This window comes from Nocardioides sp. Root190, from assembly GCF_001428565.1.
In the GTDB taxonomy this organism is placed as follows: Bacteria; Actinomycetota; Actinomycetes; order Propionibacteriales; family Nocardioidaceae; genus Nocardioides.
Genome location: NZ_LMIA01000001.1, coordinates 242,838 through 259,264 on the forward strand (window position 1 = coordinate 242,838; position 16,427 = coordinate 259,264).

A 16,427-nucleotide genomic window follows, 5' to 3' on the forward strand; every position below is an offset into this window, starting at 1 on the left:
CTGACTCTGATCGGAAGCACGTCGTAACTGCTCCTACCGGCCCCCTCGCGCCTCGCGCTGCACCCGGAACCACGCGTTGGTCGTCGCACTAACGGGCGTTGAGGCAAGCACCAACCAAGCACCGCGTGGTCGAAGCAGCAAGGCTCCGGACCTACGCATCGCGAGCTCGCATGGAGTTCGTGAAGCCGAATGGTGGGTTGAGCGGCGTTCGCGACAGGTGGGCGACGTTCAGCGAGGTTCGCACCACGTCAGAGTGAGAAGTAGCGCCCTCCCCAGATTCCACTCAGGCCCTCCTTGGAGGCGTAGCGCTCACATTCCGGCGCTACCGGGCATTCCAGGCAAGGTAGTCCCTTCATCGAGAGACGCCCGCCCGACCCGGAACCGAAGAACCGCGCTGTCTCTGCACCCACACACGCCCCGTCACGCATCCACGCCACATCCTCGGAGAACCGCCACGATGTCGTCCTTTCGCGCGCCAAGGCCGCAGCTGGACGGACTGCGATTCCGTGTCGGCTACTCATCGAACGCCAGGCCGTGATCACGCAGTTCACGGATGTCCTCAGGTCGGAACCGGACATTGCGTCCCATTCGGACTGACGGAATACGGTCCGCGCGAGCGGCGCGATACAACCAGTCAGGGGCCACGCGCAGAATGGCTGCGGCCTCCTCAACCAGCATCAGGGGTTCGATGTCAGCGTGCGCGTTCGTCTTCTCAAAGTCCGGTCCCGTGGCTTCGGAATGATCTCTCGTCACGACGGTGTTCCTGCCAAGACGACCCGCTCGACTCGGACCGGCCGGTTCAGCCGATCGATCGCGACTTCTCCAGCCAACTGGCGGGTTGACAACCACGAGGTGGATGTTCGACGCACGAGCGCCCTCATCGTGTCGACGCTCCTGCGAGCGGCGAACTCACGTCGTGCTGTGTATTGGTCCATCTGATCCTGCCTCCTGAGGTCACCCCTGGGACACATCTGGGCCACAGAGGGGCGACGAGCGTCGCCAGACGACGACCCTCATCGCGATGAGTTTTCGCAGGTCAGAGGCCCAATCAACGAGAATCGAGCGTCCCCGATCAGATAGGCAATCAGTTCTTCGAGCTGTGAGACCGGCGGCTGCGGGACTGACGGAGGGCGGCTGCGGGCGACGGAGGCGAGTGGTCGGCGGTGCGGCGTACGGTGATCGCATGTGTCGCAACATCCGACCGCTGAACAACTTCGAGCCGCCCGCGACCAACGACGAGGTGACGGCAGCCGCCCTGCAGTTCGTCCGCAAGGTCGCCGGCGCGACGAAGCCGAGCCTGGCCAACCAGGACGTCTTCGACAAGGCCGTGGCCGAGATCGCCCACATCACCCGGCACCTGCTCGACGACCTGGTGACCACCGCTCCGCCGAAGAACCGTGAGGTCGAGGCGGAGAAGGCGCGGGAGCGGGCGAAGGTCAGGTACGGGTGAGCCGTGGCATGGATCCCCGGACATCCCGGGATTCCTGCGCTTGTCAGGGTGTGCGACGCCTGACAAGCGCAGGAACTCCCTGACCGCTGTGACTGCTGAGGCGACAGGCGACGACACCGGGCGCGCACCTGCCCCGCCGTACGCTGGTCACGTGAGACCCGTCGGGGCCGAGGAGGCCGCACTCGACCAGTGCGCCACCGGCCCGCTCGTCGTGCTCACCGGCGCGGGACTGTCGACGGATTCCGGCATCCCGGACTACCGCGGCCCCGGAGCACCGGTGCGGATGCCGATGACCTTCCAGGAGTTCGTCTCGGGTCCGGGCGCGCAGCAGCGGTACTGGGCCCGCAGCCATCTCGGCTGGTCCCGGATGCGCCGCGCCGACCCCAACGCCGGCCACCTCGCCGTCGCGGCGCTCGGCGCGGGACTGGTCATCACCCAGAACGTCGACGGACTCCACGAAGCCGTCCGCACTCCCCACCTCCTGGCCCTGCACGGACGCATCGCCGACGTCGTGTGCCTGACCTGCCGTCGTACGACATCCCGGGCCGCGTTGCAGGAGCGACTCGAAGCGGCCAACCCCGGCTGGGCCCGGCGCCACGTCCACGTCGAGGCGCGTCCCGACGGCGATGTCGACCTCGAGGACACCGCCGACTTCGTCGTTCCGTCCTGCTCCGACTGCGCCGGACCGCTCAAGCCGGACGTGGTGTTCTTCGGGGAGAGCGTTCCCAAGCCGCGGGTCGAGCGCTGCTACGCGGCCGTCGAGGCGCTCCCCGACACCGGCGGCACGCTGCTGGTCGCCGGGTCGAGCCTGACGGTGATGAGCGGGCTGCGCTTCGTGCGCCGCGCCGCCAAGCAGGGCACGCCGGTCGTGATCGTCAACCGGGGCATCACGCGGGGCGACGACCTCGCGTCGTACAAGGTCGAGGCCGGCACGAGCGAGTGGCTGACGGCGCTGCGGGACGCCCGACACCGGGCCGCCCACGCCGCCAGCTGACCTCACCGATTGGGCAGGAACTGCAGGTCCGAGGCCCGAATTGTTGCGGTTTGGTCCCAAACCGCAGAAGTCTTGGTGAGGTCTTGCCGAGAACTCAGAGCCTCTTCACGAAGATGTGATCAGCCGCCTCGGGGAAGATCTCGGCCGTCTCGCCACCGGACCCGACGAGCACGCCGTCCGCAGTCGCCTGGATGGTGATGGTCTTGTCCGGCAGCGCGCCGACCCGACGCATGGCGCTCATCAGCGCCTCGTCCTTCTGCATCTCCTCGGAGATGCGGCGGACCAGGGCGCGGGTGCTGTCGGTCGTGGCCGCCTTGGAGAGGGGCTCGACGTCGGTCATGAAGTTCTCGCCGATCTTCTCCTCGCCGAGTTCCTCCAGACCGGGGATCGGGTTGCCGTAGGGCGACTCGGTGGGGTGGTCCAGCAGCTCCAGCAGGCGGCGCTCGACCGTCTCCGACATGACGTGCTCCCAGCGGCACGCCTCCTCGTGGACGAGCTCCCAGTCCAGACCGATCACGTCGGTCAGGAGGCGCTCGGCGAGGCGGTGCTTGCGCATCACGCGGGTCGCGAGGCGGTGGCCGTCGTCGGTCAGCTCGAGGTGGCGGTCGCCCTCGACGGTCAGGAGGCCGTCGCGCTCCATCCGGGCCACGGTCTGCGACACCGTCGGTCCACTCTGGTGCAGGCGCTCGGCGATGCGGGCCCGCAGCGGGACGATGCCCTCCTCGATCAACTCGTAGATCGTGCGGAGGTACATCTCTGTGGTGTCGATGAGATCGCTCACGGACCCATTGTGTCCCATCGGCCGTAGCCACGGCACGCCCGGAGCGCGCGCCGGACGCTGGAGCGGGCTGGCAGGCTGGCCGGGTGACCTCCTTGACCGTGCCCCGCCGATTCAACGGCCCACCCCGCTCCGGCAACGGCGGGTGGGTCTCCGGCGCCCTCGCCGCCCGGTTGCCGAACCAGGCGATCGGGCGTGCGGTCACCGTCACGCTCCGGATGCCGCCTCCCCTGGAGGTGCCGATGCCGGTCACCGAGACCGCCGGCGGCGCGACGCTGAGCCACGACGGTCGCACGGTCGCGGACGCGGTCCACGCCGAGAAGGCCCTCACCCCCGTCGCCCCCGTGCCGGTCGCCGAGGCCGCCCTGGCGGAGGCGTCGTACGCCGGCCACCGCGCCCATCCGTTCCCCGGCTGCTTCGTCTGCGGCACCGACCGGAGGCCTGGCGACGGCCTGCGGATCTTCGCCGGCCCGGTGGGTCCCGCGGCCGATCGCCGGGTCGCGGCCACCTGGACGCCGTACGAGAGCACCGTCCCCCTCGTCTGGGCCGCGCTCGACTGCAGCGGTGGCTGGTCCAGCGACCTCGAGGGACGGCCCTCGGTGCTGGGCCGGATCACCCTCCAGGTGCACACCCTGCCGCGCACGTCCGAGCGCTACGTCGTCGTGGGTGAGGAGCGTCGCATCGATGGACGCAAGACCTTCACGGCTGCCACGCTGTACGGACCGCGCGACGAGGTGGTCGCCACGGCCGAGCACGTGTGGATCGCCATCGACCCGGAGGAGTTCCGATGACCACCTCGCCCACCCCCTGGTGGTACGACGCCGTCGTCTACCAGGTCTACGTCCGCAGCTTCGCCGACGGCCTGCCCTCCCCGGGCGACGGCATCGGGGACCTGCCCGGCATCACCTCGCGCCTGCCCCACCTCCGTGAGCTCGGGGTGGACGCGCTGTGGATCACGCCGTTCTACACCTCGCCCCAGAAGGACCACGGGTACGACGTCGCGGACTACTCCGACGTGGACCCGTTGTTCGGCCAGCTCGCCGACTTCGACACCCTGCTGGTGACGGCCCACTCGCTGGACCTGCGGGTGATCGTCGACCTGGTGCCGAACCACACCTCGGACCAGCACGCCTGGTTCCGGGCCGCCCTCGCGGCCGCCCCCGGCTCGCCGGAGCGGGCGCGCTACCTCTTCCGCGAGGGCCGCGGCGCCGACGGCAGCGAGCCGCCCAACAACTGGATGTCGATCTTCGGCGGCCCCGCGTGGACCCGGCTGCCCGACGGCTCCTGGTACCTCCACCTCTTCGACAGCACCCAGCCCGACCTCGACTGGCGCAACCCGGAGGTCGGCGACATGTTCGAGGGCGTCCTGCGCTCCTGGCTGGACCGCGGCGTCGACGGCTTCCGGGTCGACGTGGCGCACGGGTTGTACAAGGAGGAGTCGCTGCGCGACCAGGTGCTCCCGGAGAAGTCCGCGGGCAAGCAGGCCGAGTCGATGGTCGAGCGGGTCGTGCGCGACGAGCCGATGTGGGAGCAGCCGGAGGTCCACGACGTCTACCGGCGCTGGCGCCGCGTGCTCGACTCCTACGACGGCGACCGGATGGCGGTCGCCGAGGCGTGGACCCAGACGGCGGAGTCGATGGCGGAGTTCATCCGCCCCGACGAGCTGCACCAGGCCTTCAACTTCGGCTGGCTGAGCACCCCGTGGTCGGCAGCGGACTTCGCCGAGGTGATCACCGGCTCGATCGCCGCGGTCTCCGCGGCCGCCGCGGCCCCGACCTGGGTGCTCTCCAACCACGACGTCGTGCGCCACCCCACGCGGTACGGCGGCGGACCGTCCGGCCTCGCCCGCGCCCGTGCGGCGACCCTCGCCATGCTCGCGCTCCCCGGCTCCGCCTACCTCTACCAGGGCGAGGAGCTCGGCCTGGAGCAGGTCGAGGTGCCACCCGAGGCACGCCAGGACCCGTCATGGTTCCGGACCGGCGAGCCGGGTCGCGACGGCTGCCGGGTTCCGCTGCCGTGGTCGGGCACCGCGCCGCCGTACGGCTTCGGCGGAGCGGACGGCACCCAGCCGTGGATCCCGCAGCCCGAGGGCTGGGGCGACCTGACGGTCGAGGCCCAGGCGGCTGACCCGGACTCGACGCTGGCGTTCTACCGCCGCGCCCTGGCCACCCGTCGCGAGGTCTTCCGCGGCGCCGACGACACCACGGTGGCCGAGTCCGACGGCGACGTGCTCGTCGTACGCCGCGCCGGCATCACCGTCGTCCTCAACGCAGGGACCTATCCCGCGGCGTTGCCCGAGGGCGAGGTCCTGATCAGCAGCGGACCGCTGCCCGGCGACGTACTCCCGCCGGACACGGCCGCCTGGATCCGCTGAGCGACGGTAGTCCCTGACCAAAAGCACCCCGACACGCCGTGCGGACGGTGCTTTTGACCCGGGACTACCGCAGCCGATGCATCGCGAGTGGGTCGCGTCAGCGGTCCGACTCAGTCCCCAGCGCGTCGTTGTAGCGGCGCAGGGAGGCGGCGAAGCCGGCGAGGTCGTCCGCGGACCAGTCCCCCAGTCGCTCGGCCAGCTGGAGGCGGCGCTGGTCGGCGACCTCCTCGAGCCGGCGAAGCGCCTCCGCGCTGACCGTGAGCAAGGTGGCCCGGCCGTCGGCCGGGTCCGGCGAGCGGTCGAGCAGGCCGAGGTCGATCAGGTGCTGGACCTGACGGCTGATCGCGCCCTTGTCGATGTCGAACACGGTGCCCACCACCGAGGCCCGCACCGGTCCGTGGTCGCGGACGTAGCCCAGCATCAGGTACGACGCCGGGAGCAGGTCGGCATGGACGGCCCGGGCCCGCTCACCGAGCACCCTCCGCACCCGCCGGAGCAGGACCGCCATCTCGCCCTCCAGCTCGCGCAGGCCGTCGGCACGGGACAGGACGGTGTCGGCGTTCATCGGGCCGACTCCAGCTCGTCCTCCGTCGACGGCTGGACGGCCGGGCCGTTGCTGGTGCGCAGCGGGACCTCCTTGATGAACAGGATGCAGAGGAAGGCGACGATCGTGAACGGGACCGACACGGCGAACAGGTGTCCGACGGCGTCACCGAACGAGTTCTCGTAGAGCGACCTGATCGGCAGCGGCAGGCTGGCGAGGTCAGGGATGTCGCCGGTCGAGTGCTGCATGTCGGCGAGCTGCTCGGGGGTGACCTTCCCGGCCTTCACCAGGCTCATGACACCGTCCTTCACGCTGCCCGTGACCTGGTGGGCGAGCACCGCACCGAGTGCGGCGACACCGGCGGAGCCACCGATCGAACGGAACATCGCGACGACCGAGCTGGCGGCGCCGAGGTCCTCGGGCGCGGTGTTGTTCTGCACCGACAGGACGAGGTTCTGCATGGTCGCGCCGAGGCCGACCCCGACGATCGCCATGAAGAGCCCGACGACCCACAGGTTGGTGTGCGCGTCGATGGTGCCCAGCAGGGTGATGCCGACGATGACCAGGGCCATGCCGCCGACGAGCCAGCGCTTCCACAGACCGGTCGTGCTGATCATCCGGCCGCTGACGATGCTGGAGACCAGCAGGCCGCCGACCATGGAGATCGACATGAGGCCGGCCTCGGTGGGGCTCATGCCGCGAGCGAGCTGGAAGTACTGGCTGAGGTAGACCGTCGCGCCGAACATGGCCACACCGATCATCACCGACGCCGCAGTCGCGAGCGCCGTCGTACGGTCACGGAACAGGCGCAGCGGGATGACCGGCTCAGTGGCGACCCGGGCCTCGACCCACAGGGCCGCGCCGATCAGGACGATGCTGCCGCCGACGAGGGCGAAGGACGTGGCGGAGATCCAGTCGAAGTTGGTGCCGGCCAGGCTCACCCAGACCAGGATCAGGCTGATGCCCGCCATGATCAGGGTCGCGCCGACGTAGTCGATCTTGACCTGGCGCTTGACCACCGGCAGGTGCAGCGTCTTCTGCAGGACGACGAAGGCGATCGCCGCGACCGGCAGGACCATGATGAAGCAGCCGCGCCAGCCGAGCGGGCTGTCGACGACCAGGCCGCCGAGCAGCGGGCCGCTCACGGTGGCGGTCGCGAAGACCGCGCCGATGTAGCCGCTGTAGCGACCGCGCTCACGCGGGGAGACCATCGAGGCGATGACGACCTGGACGAGGGCGGTCAGGCCGCCGACACCGAGGCCCTGGATCGCGCGGGCACCGATGAGCACGCTCATGCTGGGCGCCACGGCGGCGATCACGGAGCCGATGGAGAAGATGATGAGGGCCGCCTGGACGAGCAGCTTCTTGCTGAACAGGTCAGCGAGCTTGCCCCAGATCGGGGTGGTCGCGGTCATCGTGAGCAGGGTGGCGACGACGACCCAGGTGTAGCCGGTCTGGCTTCCGTTCAGGTCGGTCACGATCGCGGGAAGGGCGTTGCTGACCACGGTGCTGGAGAGCATGGCCACGAACATCGCCAGGAGCAGCCCGGTCAGGGCCTCCATGATCTCGCGGTGGGTCATCTGACCCGGTTCGGCTGTTGCCGGAGGAATGGTTGCCATGCGTCAACCATATGCTGAATGGTTGACGTGGGCAACTTGTTGTGACGCGGGAGACACTTGCGCAAATGAGGTGCACCCAAGGCAGCACCCCGCAACCATGGCGTGGTGAGCGACCCTTCGGACGAGCATCCCGACTTCCGCGCAGCGCTCGAGGTGTTCAGCCGGGACCTCCGTCTCGCCGAGATCACTCACGCGCTGGGGCGCGAGCCCGACCGGGAACGCTCGCGCGATGTCGGTGACCCGCTGCTCCAGCCGGGCGCCCCACCCCGTAGCTCCGCGGCGTGGAGGCTCGAGCTGGAATTCGACCGCGTCGTCCACCGCGGCTGCCATGGTCTCTCGATGGCACTGCGCGACCTGGGCTACGACCTCGCCGATCGTGCGCACGAGCTGTCGGAGCGTGGATGCCATGTCTCTGTCTCCGTCGAGCAGCACCTCGACGCAGAGGATCCCGCGACCGACGGCATCCACATCGACGAGTTCGCCATTGCTTGGCTGGCGCGGGCAGGTGCGAGCCTCGACATCGACCAGTACCCCAAGGACGCCACGCTCACCGCAGCCGTCCGCGGGTGGGCCGGGGCCCGCATGTGGGACCTGCGCGAACTCAAGTGGGGAGCGCGCAAGTTGTCCCGGGCCATCCCGGCTCTGCGCCACCTCCTGCCCCTCGGCCCCGAGGAGGCCCGGCCCGTCGCGCGCGTCCGTCTGATCAACGAGCGCCTGCGGCACAGAGCCCTGGCCCTGCTGGAGGAGATCAGTGCCACCAGACAGCTGCCCGACGACACCAGCGAAGCAGACCGGGAGGACTGGCTCGCCCTGACCGAGGCCACCCATCAGTACGCCGACATGCTCAGCGTGGTGGCGGCGAGGGGAGTTGTTGACTCGACGGATCTGCACCGGGCTCGGGAGTTCCGCATGGGCGCGCTCACCTCCGTCCGGCGATGGCCCGCTCAGTGGAGCCTGCTCACCGAGGCGGACGACCTCCTCGACTGCGCAACATGAGGAACGGCGCACGAAAAAGCAGCGACCCGCAGGAGTGGCTCGGACGAGCCCCGTCCGGTGGATGGTCCGGACTCACCTGCGGGTCGGGTGGCTGCTGTTGGATTCGCGTCGCAGCCGGAGTTCCTACTGCGGGCTGCTAGCGAGCAGCCACCTCACGCATCCGATGAGAAATCATTCTTCGGACCACCTCCTTTCCCGTGTGGGACAACGGTAGATCGGCCTCGACCGGCGCACAACGGCTTTTTCCCGGGAACCTTCCAGCGGAGGTTCGGAAAGGTCCGACTGCCCGCTGTGACCAACCCGACCCTTCCGTCCGGGAATGTCTAGCGAACCAGTGGCCTTAAGGTCGACAACTCCGCGGACGACCTTCGCGGCCCCCACCGCGCGCGACCGACCGTCGCGCCCTCCAGACAAGGAAGACAGGAAGCCGATGTCGGACCAGACCCCACTCATCGAGGCGCCGAAGTCCCGCCTCCCCCTGCTCGCAACGATCGGCGTGGTCGTCCTCGCGCTGATCGGCGTGGCGATCTTCTTCATCGCCCGCGGCGGCGACGACGCCCCGCGCGCGACCGGCAAGGACGCCAGCACGGAGCTGTCCGCGGACGACCCGGTGAAGGTCGTGCTCGGCACGGTCGGCGCCAGCGACCCCTACTGGGAGACGTTCAAGCAGAGCGCGAAGGACGCCGGCATCGAGCTGGAGATCAAGGACTTCGCGTCGTACCCGCTGCCGAACCCGGCGCTGGCGGCCGACGAGCTCGACGCCAACCAGTTCCAGCACATCGTCTACCTCGCCGAGTACAACGTCGCCAACGACGACGATCTCGTCCCGCTCGGCTCGACGGCGATCTACCCGCTCGGCCTCTACTCCCAGGAGTACGACGACGTGGCCGACATCCCCGACGGCGAGACCGTGATCGTGCCCGACGACGACTCCAACCAGGCCCGGGGCCTGCTCGTGCTCCAGTCGGCCGGCCTGATCGAGCTGAAGGACGGCGGCTCGATCTTCTCGACCGTCGCCGACGTGGACACCGCGACGTCGCGGGTGAAGGTCAAGGCCCTGCAGGCCGACCTGACCGCCACCTCGCTGCCCGACGTGGCCGCGGCGATCGTCAACAACGACTTCGTCGAGGACGCCGGTCTCACCTTCGCCGACGCGATCGCGGTCGACGACCCGAGCGACCCGAAGGCGATCCCGTACGTCAACATCTTCGCCGTCCGCGCCGAGGACAAGGACAACGCCGTCCTGACCCGGCTCGTCGAGGTCTACCAGCAGACCCAGGCCGTCCTCGACGGCGTCGACGAGGCGTCCGGCGACACGGCGGAGTTCGTCACGATCAGCCAGGCCGACCTCGAGGCCAGCCTGCGCGACGTCGAGGCGCAGATCCGCGACCAGAAGTGACGGTCCAGAAGTGACGGCACTGGTCGAGCTGCGCGGGGTGGTCAAGGAGTTCCCCGGCGCACGTCGCGGCGACCCCGTCCACCGCGCGGTGGACGGGGTGGACCTGAGTGTGGAGAAGGGCGAGATCTTCGCGATCATCGGCTACTCCGGCGCCGGGAAGTCCACGCTCGTCCGCCTCGTCAACGCCCTCGAGCCCGTGACCTCGGGGAGCGTGGTGATCGACGGTGTCGACGTCACCACCCTCTCCGAGCGGGCGCTGCGCGAGCTGCGGCTCGGCATCGGGATGGTGTTCCAGCAGTTCAACCTGATGGAGTCCCGCACCGTGTGGGGCAACCTCGCCTTCCCGCTGACCGTGGCCGGCGTCGGCCGGGCCGAGCAGCAGCAGCGGATCTCCGAGCTGCTGCACTTCGTGGGCCTCGCCGACAAGGCGCACGCCCATGTCACGGACCTCTCCGGCGGCCAGAAGCAGAGGGTCGGGATCGCGCGCGCCCTGGCCACCAACCCGCACGTCCTGCTGGCCGACGAGGCCACCAGCGCCCTGGACCCGGAGACCACCCGCGACGTGCTCGACCTGCTCGCGAAGGTCAACCGCGAGCTCGGCATCACCATCGTGCTGATCACCCACGAGATGGACGCCGTACGACGGATCGCCCACCGCGTCGCGGTGATGGAGAAGGGCAGGATCGTGGAGACCGGTCCGGTCCTCGACGTCTTCGCCGACCCCGAGCACGCCGTCACGCGCCGCTTCGTCGGCACGGTGATCGACGACCTCCCCGACGCCACGGTGACGGCCGCGCTGCGCGAGCACCACCCGGGCCGGTTGGTGCGCCTCGCGTTCCGCACCACCTCGATCCGCCAGTCCGAGGCGTTCGCCGCGTTCCTGCGGCGCGACGTCGGCTTCGAGCTGGTCTACGGCGGCATCGAGGAGATCCAGGGCAGCAGCTTCGGCAACCTGACCCTCGCCCTCACCGGTGAGGACGCGGCGATCGACGCCGCGCTGGCCGAGATCGAGCCGACCGTGGCCTGGACGGAGGTGGACTGATGGACCTGCTCGCGATCGACACCCGCCTCGGCGACCTGCAGTCGCAGTTCTGGAAGGCGGCCGGCGAGACCCTCGTGATGGCCTCCATCGCGCTGGTCCTGGCTGGCGTGCTCGGCCTGGCCGTGGGCCTGAGTCTCTACCTGACCCGCCGGGGCGGACTCTTCGCCAACCGGCCGGTCTTCGTGGTCCTCAACGTGCTGGTGAACTTCTTCCGGCCCATCCCGTTCGTCATCTTCGTCGCAGCCCTGCAACCACTGGCCCGCCACGTCGTGGGCACCGGGATCGGCATCTGGGCGGCGACCTTCGGCATCACGATCGCCGCGACCTTCGGGATCAGCCGGATCGTCGAGCAGAACCTCGTCACGGTGAGCCCCGGCGTCATCGAGGCCGCCCGCGCGATGGGGGCGAGCCGTTCCCGGATCACCTTCACCGTGCTGGTTCCCGAGGCCCTCGGGCCGCTGATCCTCGGCTACACGTTCGCCTTCGTCGCGATCGTCGACATGACCGCCATTGCCGGCGTGGTCGCCGGCGGTGGTCTGGGCTCGTTCGCGCAGGTCTTCGGCTTCCGCCAGTTCGACCAGGTCGTCACGTGGGCCGCGATCCTCGTGCTCGTCGCGATGGTGATGGTGATCCAGGTCGCCGGCAACCAGCTCGCCCGCAAGGTGCTGCGCCGCTGATCCCCCGTCGTACCTGACGAATCCACCCGCCCGGGTCCGGGGCGGACCACGGTTTCATCAGGTACGACGCGGTGGTCAGCCCGTCGCTGCCGCGAACTGCGCCGCGTGCAGCCGTGCGAACGGCCCCTCCGCCTCGAGCAGCTCGGCGTGCGATCCCTGCTCGACGATGCGCCCGTGCTCCATGACGAGGATCAGGTCCGCGTCGCGGATCGTGGAGAGCCGGTGCGCGATCACGAACGAGGTGCGGTCGGTCCGCAACGCCGCCATCGCCTGCTGCAGCAACAGCTCGGTCCGGGTGTCGACCGAGGACGTCGCCTCGTCCAGGATCAGCAGCGCCGGCTGGGCGAGGAACGCCCGGGCGATGGTGATCAGCTGGCGCTCACCGGCCGACAGGTTCGACCCCTCGTCGTCGACGCGTGTCTCGTAGCCGTCGGGCAGCGAGTGCACGAACCGGTCGACGTACGTCGCCCGGGCAGCCTCCCGGATCTCCTCGTCAGTCGCGTCCGGCCGACCGTAGGCGATGTTGTCGCGGATGGTGCCCTCGAACAGCCAGGTGTCCTGGAGCACCATGCCGATCCGCGAGCGCAACTCGGCGCGCGACATCGAGGTGATGTCGGCGCCGTCGAGGGTGATCCGCCCCTGCCGCAGCTCGTAGAACCTCATGATCAGGTTGACGAGCGTCGTCTTGCCGGCACCCGTGGGGCCGACGATCGCGACCATCTGACCGGGGTGCGCGACGAGTGAGAGGTCCTCGATGAGAGGGGAGTCGTCGTAGGAGAAGGACACGTCCTCGAACGCCACCTCTCCCCTGGTCCGGGTCACCTCGCTGGTCGAGGCGCGAGGGGCGCCGGCCTCGGGCCGCGACTTCTCGGGGACCCACGCGTCGACCTCCTCGTCGGCGTCGATCAGCTCGAAGACCCGCTCCGCCGATGCCACACCGGACTGCAGCAGGTTGGCCATCGACGCGATCTGGGTGATCGGCTGGGTGAACATCCGCGTGTACTGGATGAACGCCTGCACCTCACCCAGCGACAGCGATCCCGACGCGACCCGGAGGCCACCGACGACGGCGATCACGACGTAGTTGAGGTTGCCGATCAGCATCATCATCGGCATCACCAGACCGCTGATGAACTGCGCACGGTAGGACGACTCGTAGAGCTCGCCGTTGGCCTGGTCGAACTCCGCCTCCACCGCGCCGCGACGACCGAAGACCGTCACCAGGGCGTGCCCGGAGATCGACTCCTCGACCTGCGCGTTGAGCCGGCCGGTCTGGCGCCACTGGTTGATGAACTGGCTCTGCGAGCGCTTCATGATCCGTCCGGTCGCGAACATCGCGATCGGCACCGACACCAGCGCGATCAGCGCGAGCAGCGGCGAGACCCAGAACATCATCCCGAGCACGCCGACGACCATGAGCAGTGAGGTCAGCAGCTGGCTCATCGTCTGCTGCAGGTTCTGCGCGACGTTGTCGATGTCGTTGGTGACCCGGCTGAGGAGCTCGCCCCGCGGCTGCCGGTCGAAGTACGACAGCGGCAACCGGTGGACCTTGTCCTCGACGTCGGAGCGCATCTGACGCACCGTCGCCTGGACGATGTCGTTGACGAGGTAGCCCTGCAGCCACCCCAGCACCTGACCGCCCAGGTAGATCAGGAGCGTGATCAGCAGCAGGTGGCCGACCCTGTCGAAGTCGACGCCCCGGCCGGGGACGATGTCCAGGCCGCTCAGGAAGTCGGCCAGGCCGCTGTCACCGCGGGCCTCGGCGTCGGCGACGGCGTCCGCCTTCGTCGTCCCCTCCGGCAGCCGACCGCCGATGAACCCGTTGAAGACGACGTCGGTCGCCTTGCCCATCAGCCACGGACCGACCGCCACGGAGGCGACCGAGCCGATCCCGAGGAGGAGTACGGCGACCGCGCGACCGCGCGCGGGCCGGAGCAGCGACAGCAGCCGCCGGGCAGAGCTGCCGAAGTCGTCGGCCTTCTGGCCGACCATGCCGCCCATCGGGCCGCGACCCGGTCCGCCCTGCTGGACGATCCGTTCGGTCGCCTTCATCGTGGTGCTCGTCTGCGCACCGGTCCTGTCGGACATCAGGCTGCCTCTCCCACGCCGACGCCCTGTGAGGCGGCGATCTCGCGATAGGTCTCGTTGCCGGCCATCAGCTCCTCATGGGTGCCCTGACCGACCACCTCCCCGTCCTCGAGGACGAGGATCAGGTCGGCGTCACGGATGGTGGCGATGCGCTGCGCGACGATGAGCACCGTCGCCTCGCGGGTCACCGGCTTCAGCGCCGCTCGCAACCGGGCGTCGGTGGCGACGTCCAGCGCCGAGAAGGCGTCGTCGAACAGGTAGATCTCGGGACGGCGTACCAGCGCCCGCGCGATCGCGAGGCGTTGTCGCTGCCCGCCGGAGACCGTGGTGCCGCCCTGGGCGACCGCGGTGTCGAGGCCCTCGGGCATCTCCCGCACGAAGTCAGCCCCCTGGGCGATCTCGAGGGCTGCCCACAGCTCGTCGTCGGTCGCGTCGGGGCGGCCGTAGCGGAGGTTGGAGGCGATGGTCCCGGAGAACAGGAACGCACGCTGCGGGACGAGTCCGATCCTCGACCAGAGCAGCTCGGGATCAAGGTCACGGACGTCGACCCCGTCGACGCGCACCACTCCCTCGGTCGTGTCGAGCAGTCGCGGCACCAGGTTGACCAGCGTGGTCTTGCCGGCGCCGGTCGACCCGATCAGCGCGATGGTCTGTCCGGGCCGACCCGAGAAGGTGACGTCGCGCAGGACCGGCGCCTCGGCACCGGGGTAGGTGAGCCCGACGCCCTCGAGGTCGAGGTGCCCGGAGACGTGGACCTCGGTCACGGGACTGGCGGGAGGTACGACGCTGCTGTCGGTCGCGAGGACCTCACTGATCCGGTCGGCGCTGACAGCCGCGCGCGGAACCATCATCAGCATGAAGGTCCCCATCATCACCGACATCAGGATCTGCATCAGGTAGGACAGGAACGCCGTCAGGGCACCGACCTCCATCTGCCCGCTGTCGACCCGGTGGCCGCCGAACCAGATCACGCCGACGCTGGCCGTGTTGGACACCGCCATCACGAGCGGGAACATCAACGCCATCCACCGACCCGCACGCAGTGACACCTCGGTGAGGTCATCGTTGGAGCGCGAGAACCGCGCGGTCTCCTGCGGCTCGCGGACGAAGGCGCGGACCACGCGGATGCCGGTGATCTGCTCGCGCAGCACGCGGTTCACGTCGTCGAGGCGCTCCTGCACGGTGCGGAACGCCGGCACCATCCGCGACACGACCAGGCCGATGCAGAGGAACAGGACGGGCACCACGGCCACGACCAGCCAGGAGAGACCGAAGTCCTCGCGCATCGCCATCACGACGCCGCCGACCATCATGATCGGGATGGTCACCGCCATCAGGCAGGTCATCATCGCCAGCATCTGCACCTGCTGGACGTCGTTGGTGGCGCGGGTGATCAACGACGGCGCCCCGAAGGTCGACACCTCGCGGGCCGAGAAGCTCCCGATCCTCGCGAACACGACCTTGCGGACGTCGCGGCCGAAGGCCATCGCCGCCTGGCCGCCGAACCACGCCGCCGTCATCGAGCACATCGCCTGGACGAGTGAGACGCCGAGCATGATCGCGCCGATCCTCAGCACGTAGTCGGTGTCGCCGCGGGCGATGCCCTTGTCGATGATGTCGGCGTTGAGGCTGGGCAGGTAGAGCATCGCCGCGGTCGCGGTGAACTGCAGGACGACGATGGCGACCAACCAGCGTCGGTACGGCGCCAGGTGGGTGCGCAGCAGTGAGATGAGCATCAGTGGTCGGTCCTCTCGGCGCCCACGTGGACACCGTGGAGCACGGTGTCCACGATCTCGGCGGGCGTCAGCATGTCGTTGTCGGCGATCTCGCGGTGGGAGCCGGCGAAGGTCAGCAGGCGCCACACGTGCAGCACCCGCTCGGGCGGGAGGGCCAGGTGGGCGGCGTCGGGCTCGATCAGCGCGAGCAGCCGGCGTCGTACCTCCTCCAGGCCCTGGGCGATCTCGGGTCGGTCGTGCAGGTGCTGCGGAGGGCCGACCGCGCCGAGCGCCCGCATCAGCTGGAAGATCGCCAGGAAGCGCTGCTGCAGGATCGCCGTCATGGCCAGCATCCGCTCCCGCAGCGGCAGGTCGACGTCGATCTCGTCGAGGCGCTGCAGCACGTCGCCCGGCTCGAAGGCGCGCGCGACCGTGGCGTCGACCAACGCGTCCTTGGAGTCGAACACCCGGAAGATGGTGCCCTCGGCCACACCGGCCGCCTCGGCGATCAGCCTGGTCGTGACACCCCGGCCGTGCTCGTAGAGCAGCGGTCGGGTCGCCCGGATCAACGCCTCACGACGGTCGTCCGGGGAGAGCGGGGCAGCGCGGGGTGGCATGAACCCGAGTATGAATGAGTGAGCACTCACTCATCAAACGTTTTTCGCCGAGTTGTGGGTTCTGCCCCCTCGAGTCGTCAGTTCTGGCCCCCGCTGGCGTCACCAACCCACACGTCGAGGGGCGGAAAGCAACA

General features: G+C 69.5%; 16 protein-coding genes. 8 read left to right on the plus strand and 8 right to left on the minus strand.

What is annotated here, in order from left to right:
- Positions 1–248: 248 nt before the first annotated feature.
- Together ASE01_RS25525 and ASE01_RS25530 are read right to left on the minus strand one after the other, a co-directional pair.
- Entirely contained in the window at positions 249–578 is a 330-nt protein-coding gene (locus ASE01_RS25525; protein ID WP_157537029.1) for a WhiB family transcriptional regulator, read from the minus strand.
- Entirely contained in the window at positions 514–678 is a 165-nt protein-coding gene (locus tag ASE01_RS25530; protein WP_082587109.1) for a helix-turn-helix domain-containing protein, read from the minus strand. The genes ASE01_RS25525 and ASE01_RS25530 overlap by 65 nt, the downstream gene beginning before the upstream one ends.
- 505 nt (positions 679–1,183) lie before the next feature.
- On the opposite strand from ASE01_RS25530, the gene ASE01_RS01150 reads away from it, so the two are divergent.
- Complete coding sequence (locus ASE01_RS01150; protein ID WP_056748562.1) at positions 1,184–1,450, plus strand: DUF2277 domain-containing protein; 267 nt, start codon at positions 1,184–1,186, stop codon at positions 1,448–1,450.
- A 151-nt stretch (positions 1,451–1,601) separates the two neighbouring features.
- Positions 1,602–2,444: a Sir2 family NAD-dependent protein deacetylase gene (locus ASE01_RS01155; RefSeq protein WP_056747960.1), complete on the plus strand. Its 843-nt coding sequence runs from the start codon at positions 1,602–1,604 to the stop codon at positions 2,442–2,444.
- A gap of 94 nt (positions 2,445–2,538) precedes the next feature.
- On the opposite strand, the gene ASE01_RS01160 is transcribed toward ASE01_RS01155, so the two are convergent.
- The gene (locus ASE01_RS01160; protein WP_056747963.1) at positions 2,539–3,225 is read right to left on the minus strand and encodes a metal-dependent transcriptional regulator; all 687 of its coding nucleotides are present in this window, start codon (positions 3,223–3,225) and stop codon (positions 2,539–2,541) included.
- An 83-nt stretch (positions 3,226–3,308) separates the two neighbouring features.
- On the opposite strand from ASE01_RS01160, the gene ASE01_RS01165 reads away from it, so the two are divergent.
- Entirely contained in the window at positions 3,309–4,013 is a 705-nt protein-coding gene (locus tag ASE01_RS01165; RefSeq protein WP_056747966.1) for a hypothetical protein, read from the plus strand.
- Positions 4,010–5,596 carry a glycoside hydrolase family 13 protein gene (locus ASE01_RS01170; RefSeq protein ID WP_056747968.1) on the plus strand — a complete coding sequence of 529 codons (1,587 nt, stop codon included), beginning with the start codon at positions 4,010–4,012 and terminating at the stop codon, positions 5,594–5,596. Before ASE01_RS01165 ends, ASE01_RS01170 begins: the two co-directional genes overlap by 4 nt.
- Positions 5,597–5,693: 97 nt before the next feature.
- Here ASE01_RS01170 and ASE01_RS01175 read toward each other — a convergent pair whose 3' ends face one another.
- Both ASE01_RS01175 and ASE01_RS01180 read right to left on the minus strand, forming a co-directional pair.
- Positions 5,694–6,161 (minus strand): MarR family winged helix-turn-helix transcriptional regulator, encoded by a 468-nt coding sequence (locus tag ASE01_RS01175; protein WP_056747969.1) that lies wholly within the window; start codon positions 6,159–6,161, stop codon positions 5,694–5,696.
- Positions 6,158–7,759 carry an MDR family MFS transporter gene (locus ASE01_RS01180; RefSeq protein WP_235535820.1) on the minus strand — a complete coding sequence of 534 codons (1,602 nt, stop codon included), beginning with the start codon at positions 7,757–7,759 and terminating at the stop codon, positions 6,158–6,160. Before ASE01_RS01180 ends, ASE01_RS01175 begins: the two co-directional genes overlap by 4 nt.
- 105 nt (positions 7,760–7,864) lie before the next feature.
- Between ASE01_RS01180 and ASE01_RS01185 the strand changes: the two genes are divergently transcribed.
- The 4 genes from ASE01_RS01185 (at position 7,865) to ASE01_RS01200 (ending at position 11,873) form a co-directional block, all read left to right on the plus strand.
- A complete protein-coding gene (locus ASE01_RS01185) occupies positions 7,865–8,755 on the plus strand; it encodes a hypothetical protein (RefSeq protein ID WP_157537031.1) in 891 nt (296 codons plus the stop codon).
- A 430-nt stretch (positions 8,756–9,185) separates the two neighbouring features.
- Positions 9,186–10,154, plus strand: a complete 969-nt coding sequence (locus tag ASE01_RS01190; RefSeq protein ID WP_056747975.1) for a MetQ/NlpA family ABC transporter substrate-binding protein — start codon at positions 9,186–9,188, stop codon at positions 10,152–10,154.
- Positions 10,155–10,164: 10 nt separating this feature from the next.
- The gene (locus tag ASE01_RS01195) at positions 10,165–11,196 is read left to right on the plus strand and encodes a methionine ABC transporter ATP-binding protein (RefSeq protein ID WP_056747977.1); all 1,032 of its coding nucleotides are present in this window, start codon (positions 10,165–10,167) and stop codon (positions 11,194–11,196) included.
- Positions 11,196–11,873 (plus strand): methionine ABC transporter permease, encoded by a 678-nt coding sequence (locus ASE01_RS01200; protein WP_056747979.1) that lies wholly within the window; start codon positions 11,196–11,198, stop codon positions 11,871–11,873. The genes ASE01_RS01195 and ASE01_RS01200 overlap by 1 nt, the downstream gene beginning before the upstream one ends.
- 75 nt (positions 11,874–11,948) lie before the next feature.
- Here the strand turns inward: ASE01_RS01200 and ASE01_RS01205 are convergent, their stop codons facing one another.
- The 3 genes from ASE01_RS01205 to ASE01_RS01215 are packed head-to-tail and all read right to left on the minus strand — an operon-like array spanning position 11,949 to position 16,293.
- A complete protein-coding gene (locus ASE01_RS01205; RefSeq protein ID WP_056747981.1) occupies positions 11,949–13,961 on the minus strand; it encodes an ABC transporter ATP-binding protein in 2,013 nt (670 codons plus the stop codon).
- Positions 13,961–15,697, minus strand: a complete 1,737-nt coding sequence (locus ASE01_RS01210) for an ABC transporter ATP-binding protein (RefSeq protein WP_056747983.1) — start codon at positions 15,695–15,697, stop codon at positions 13,961–13,963. The genes ASE01_RS01205 and ASE01_RS01210 overlap by 1 nt, the downstream gene beginning before the upstream one ends.
- Positions 15,697–16,293 (minus strand): TetR/AcrR family transcriptional regulator, encoded by a 597-nt coding sequence (locus ASE01_RS01215; protein ID WP_056747985.1) that lies wholly within the window; start codon positions 16,291–16,293, stop codon positions 15,697–15,699. Before ASE01_RS01215 ends, ASE01_RS01210 begins: the two co-directional genes overlap by 1 nt.
- Between the last annotated feature and the right edge of the window lie 134 nt (positions 16,294–16,427).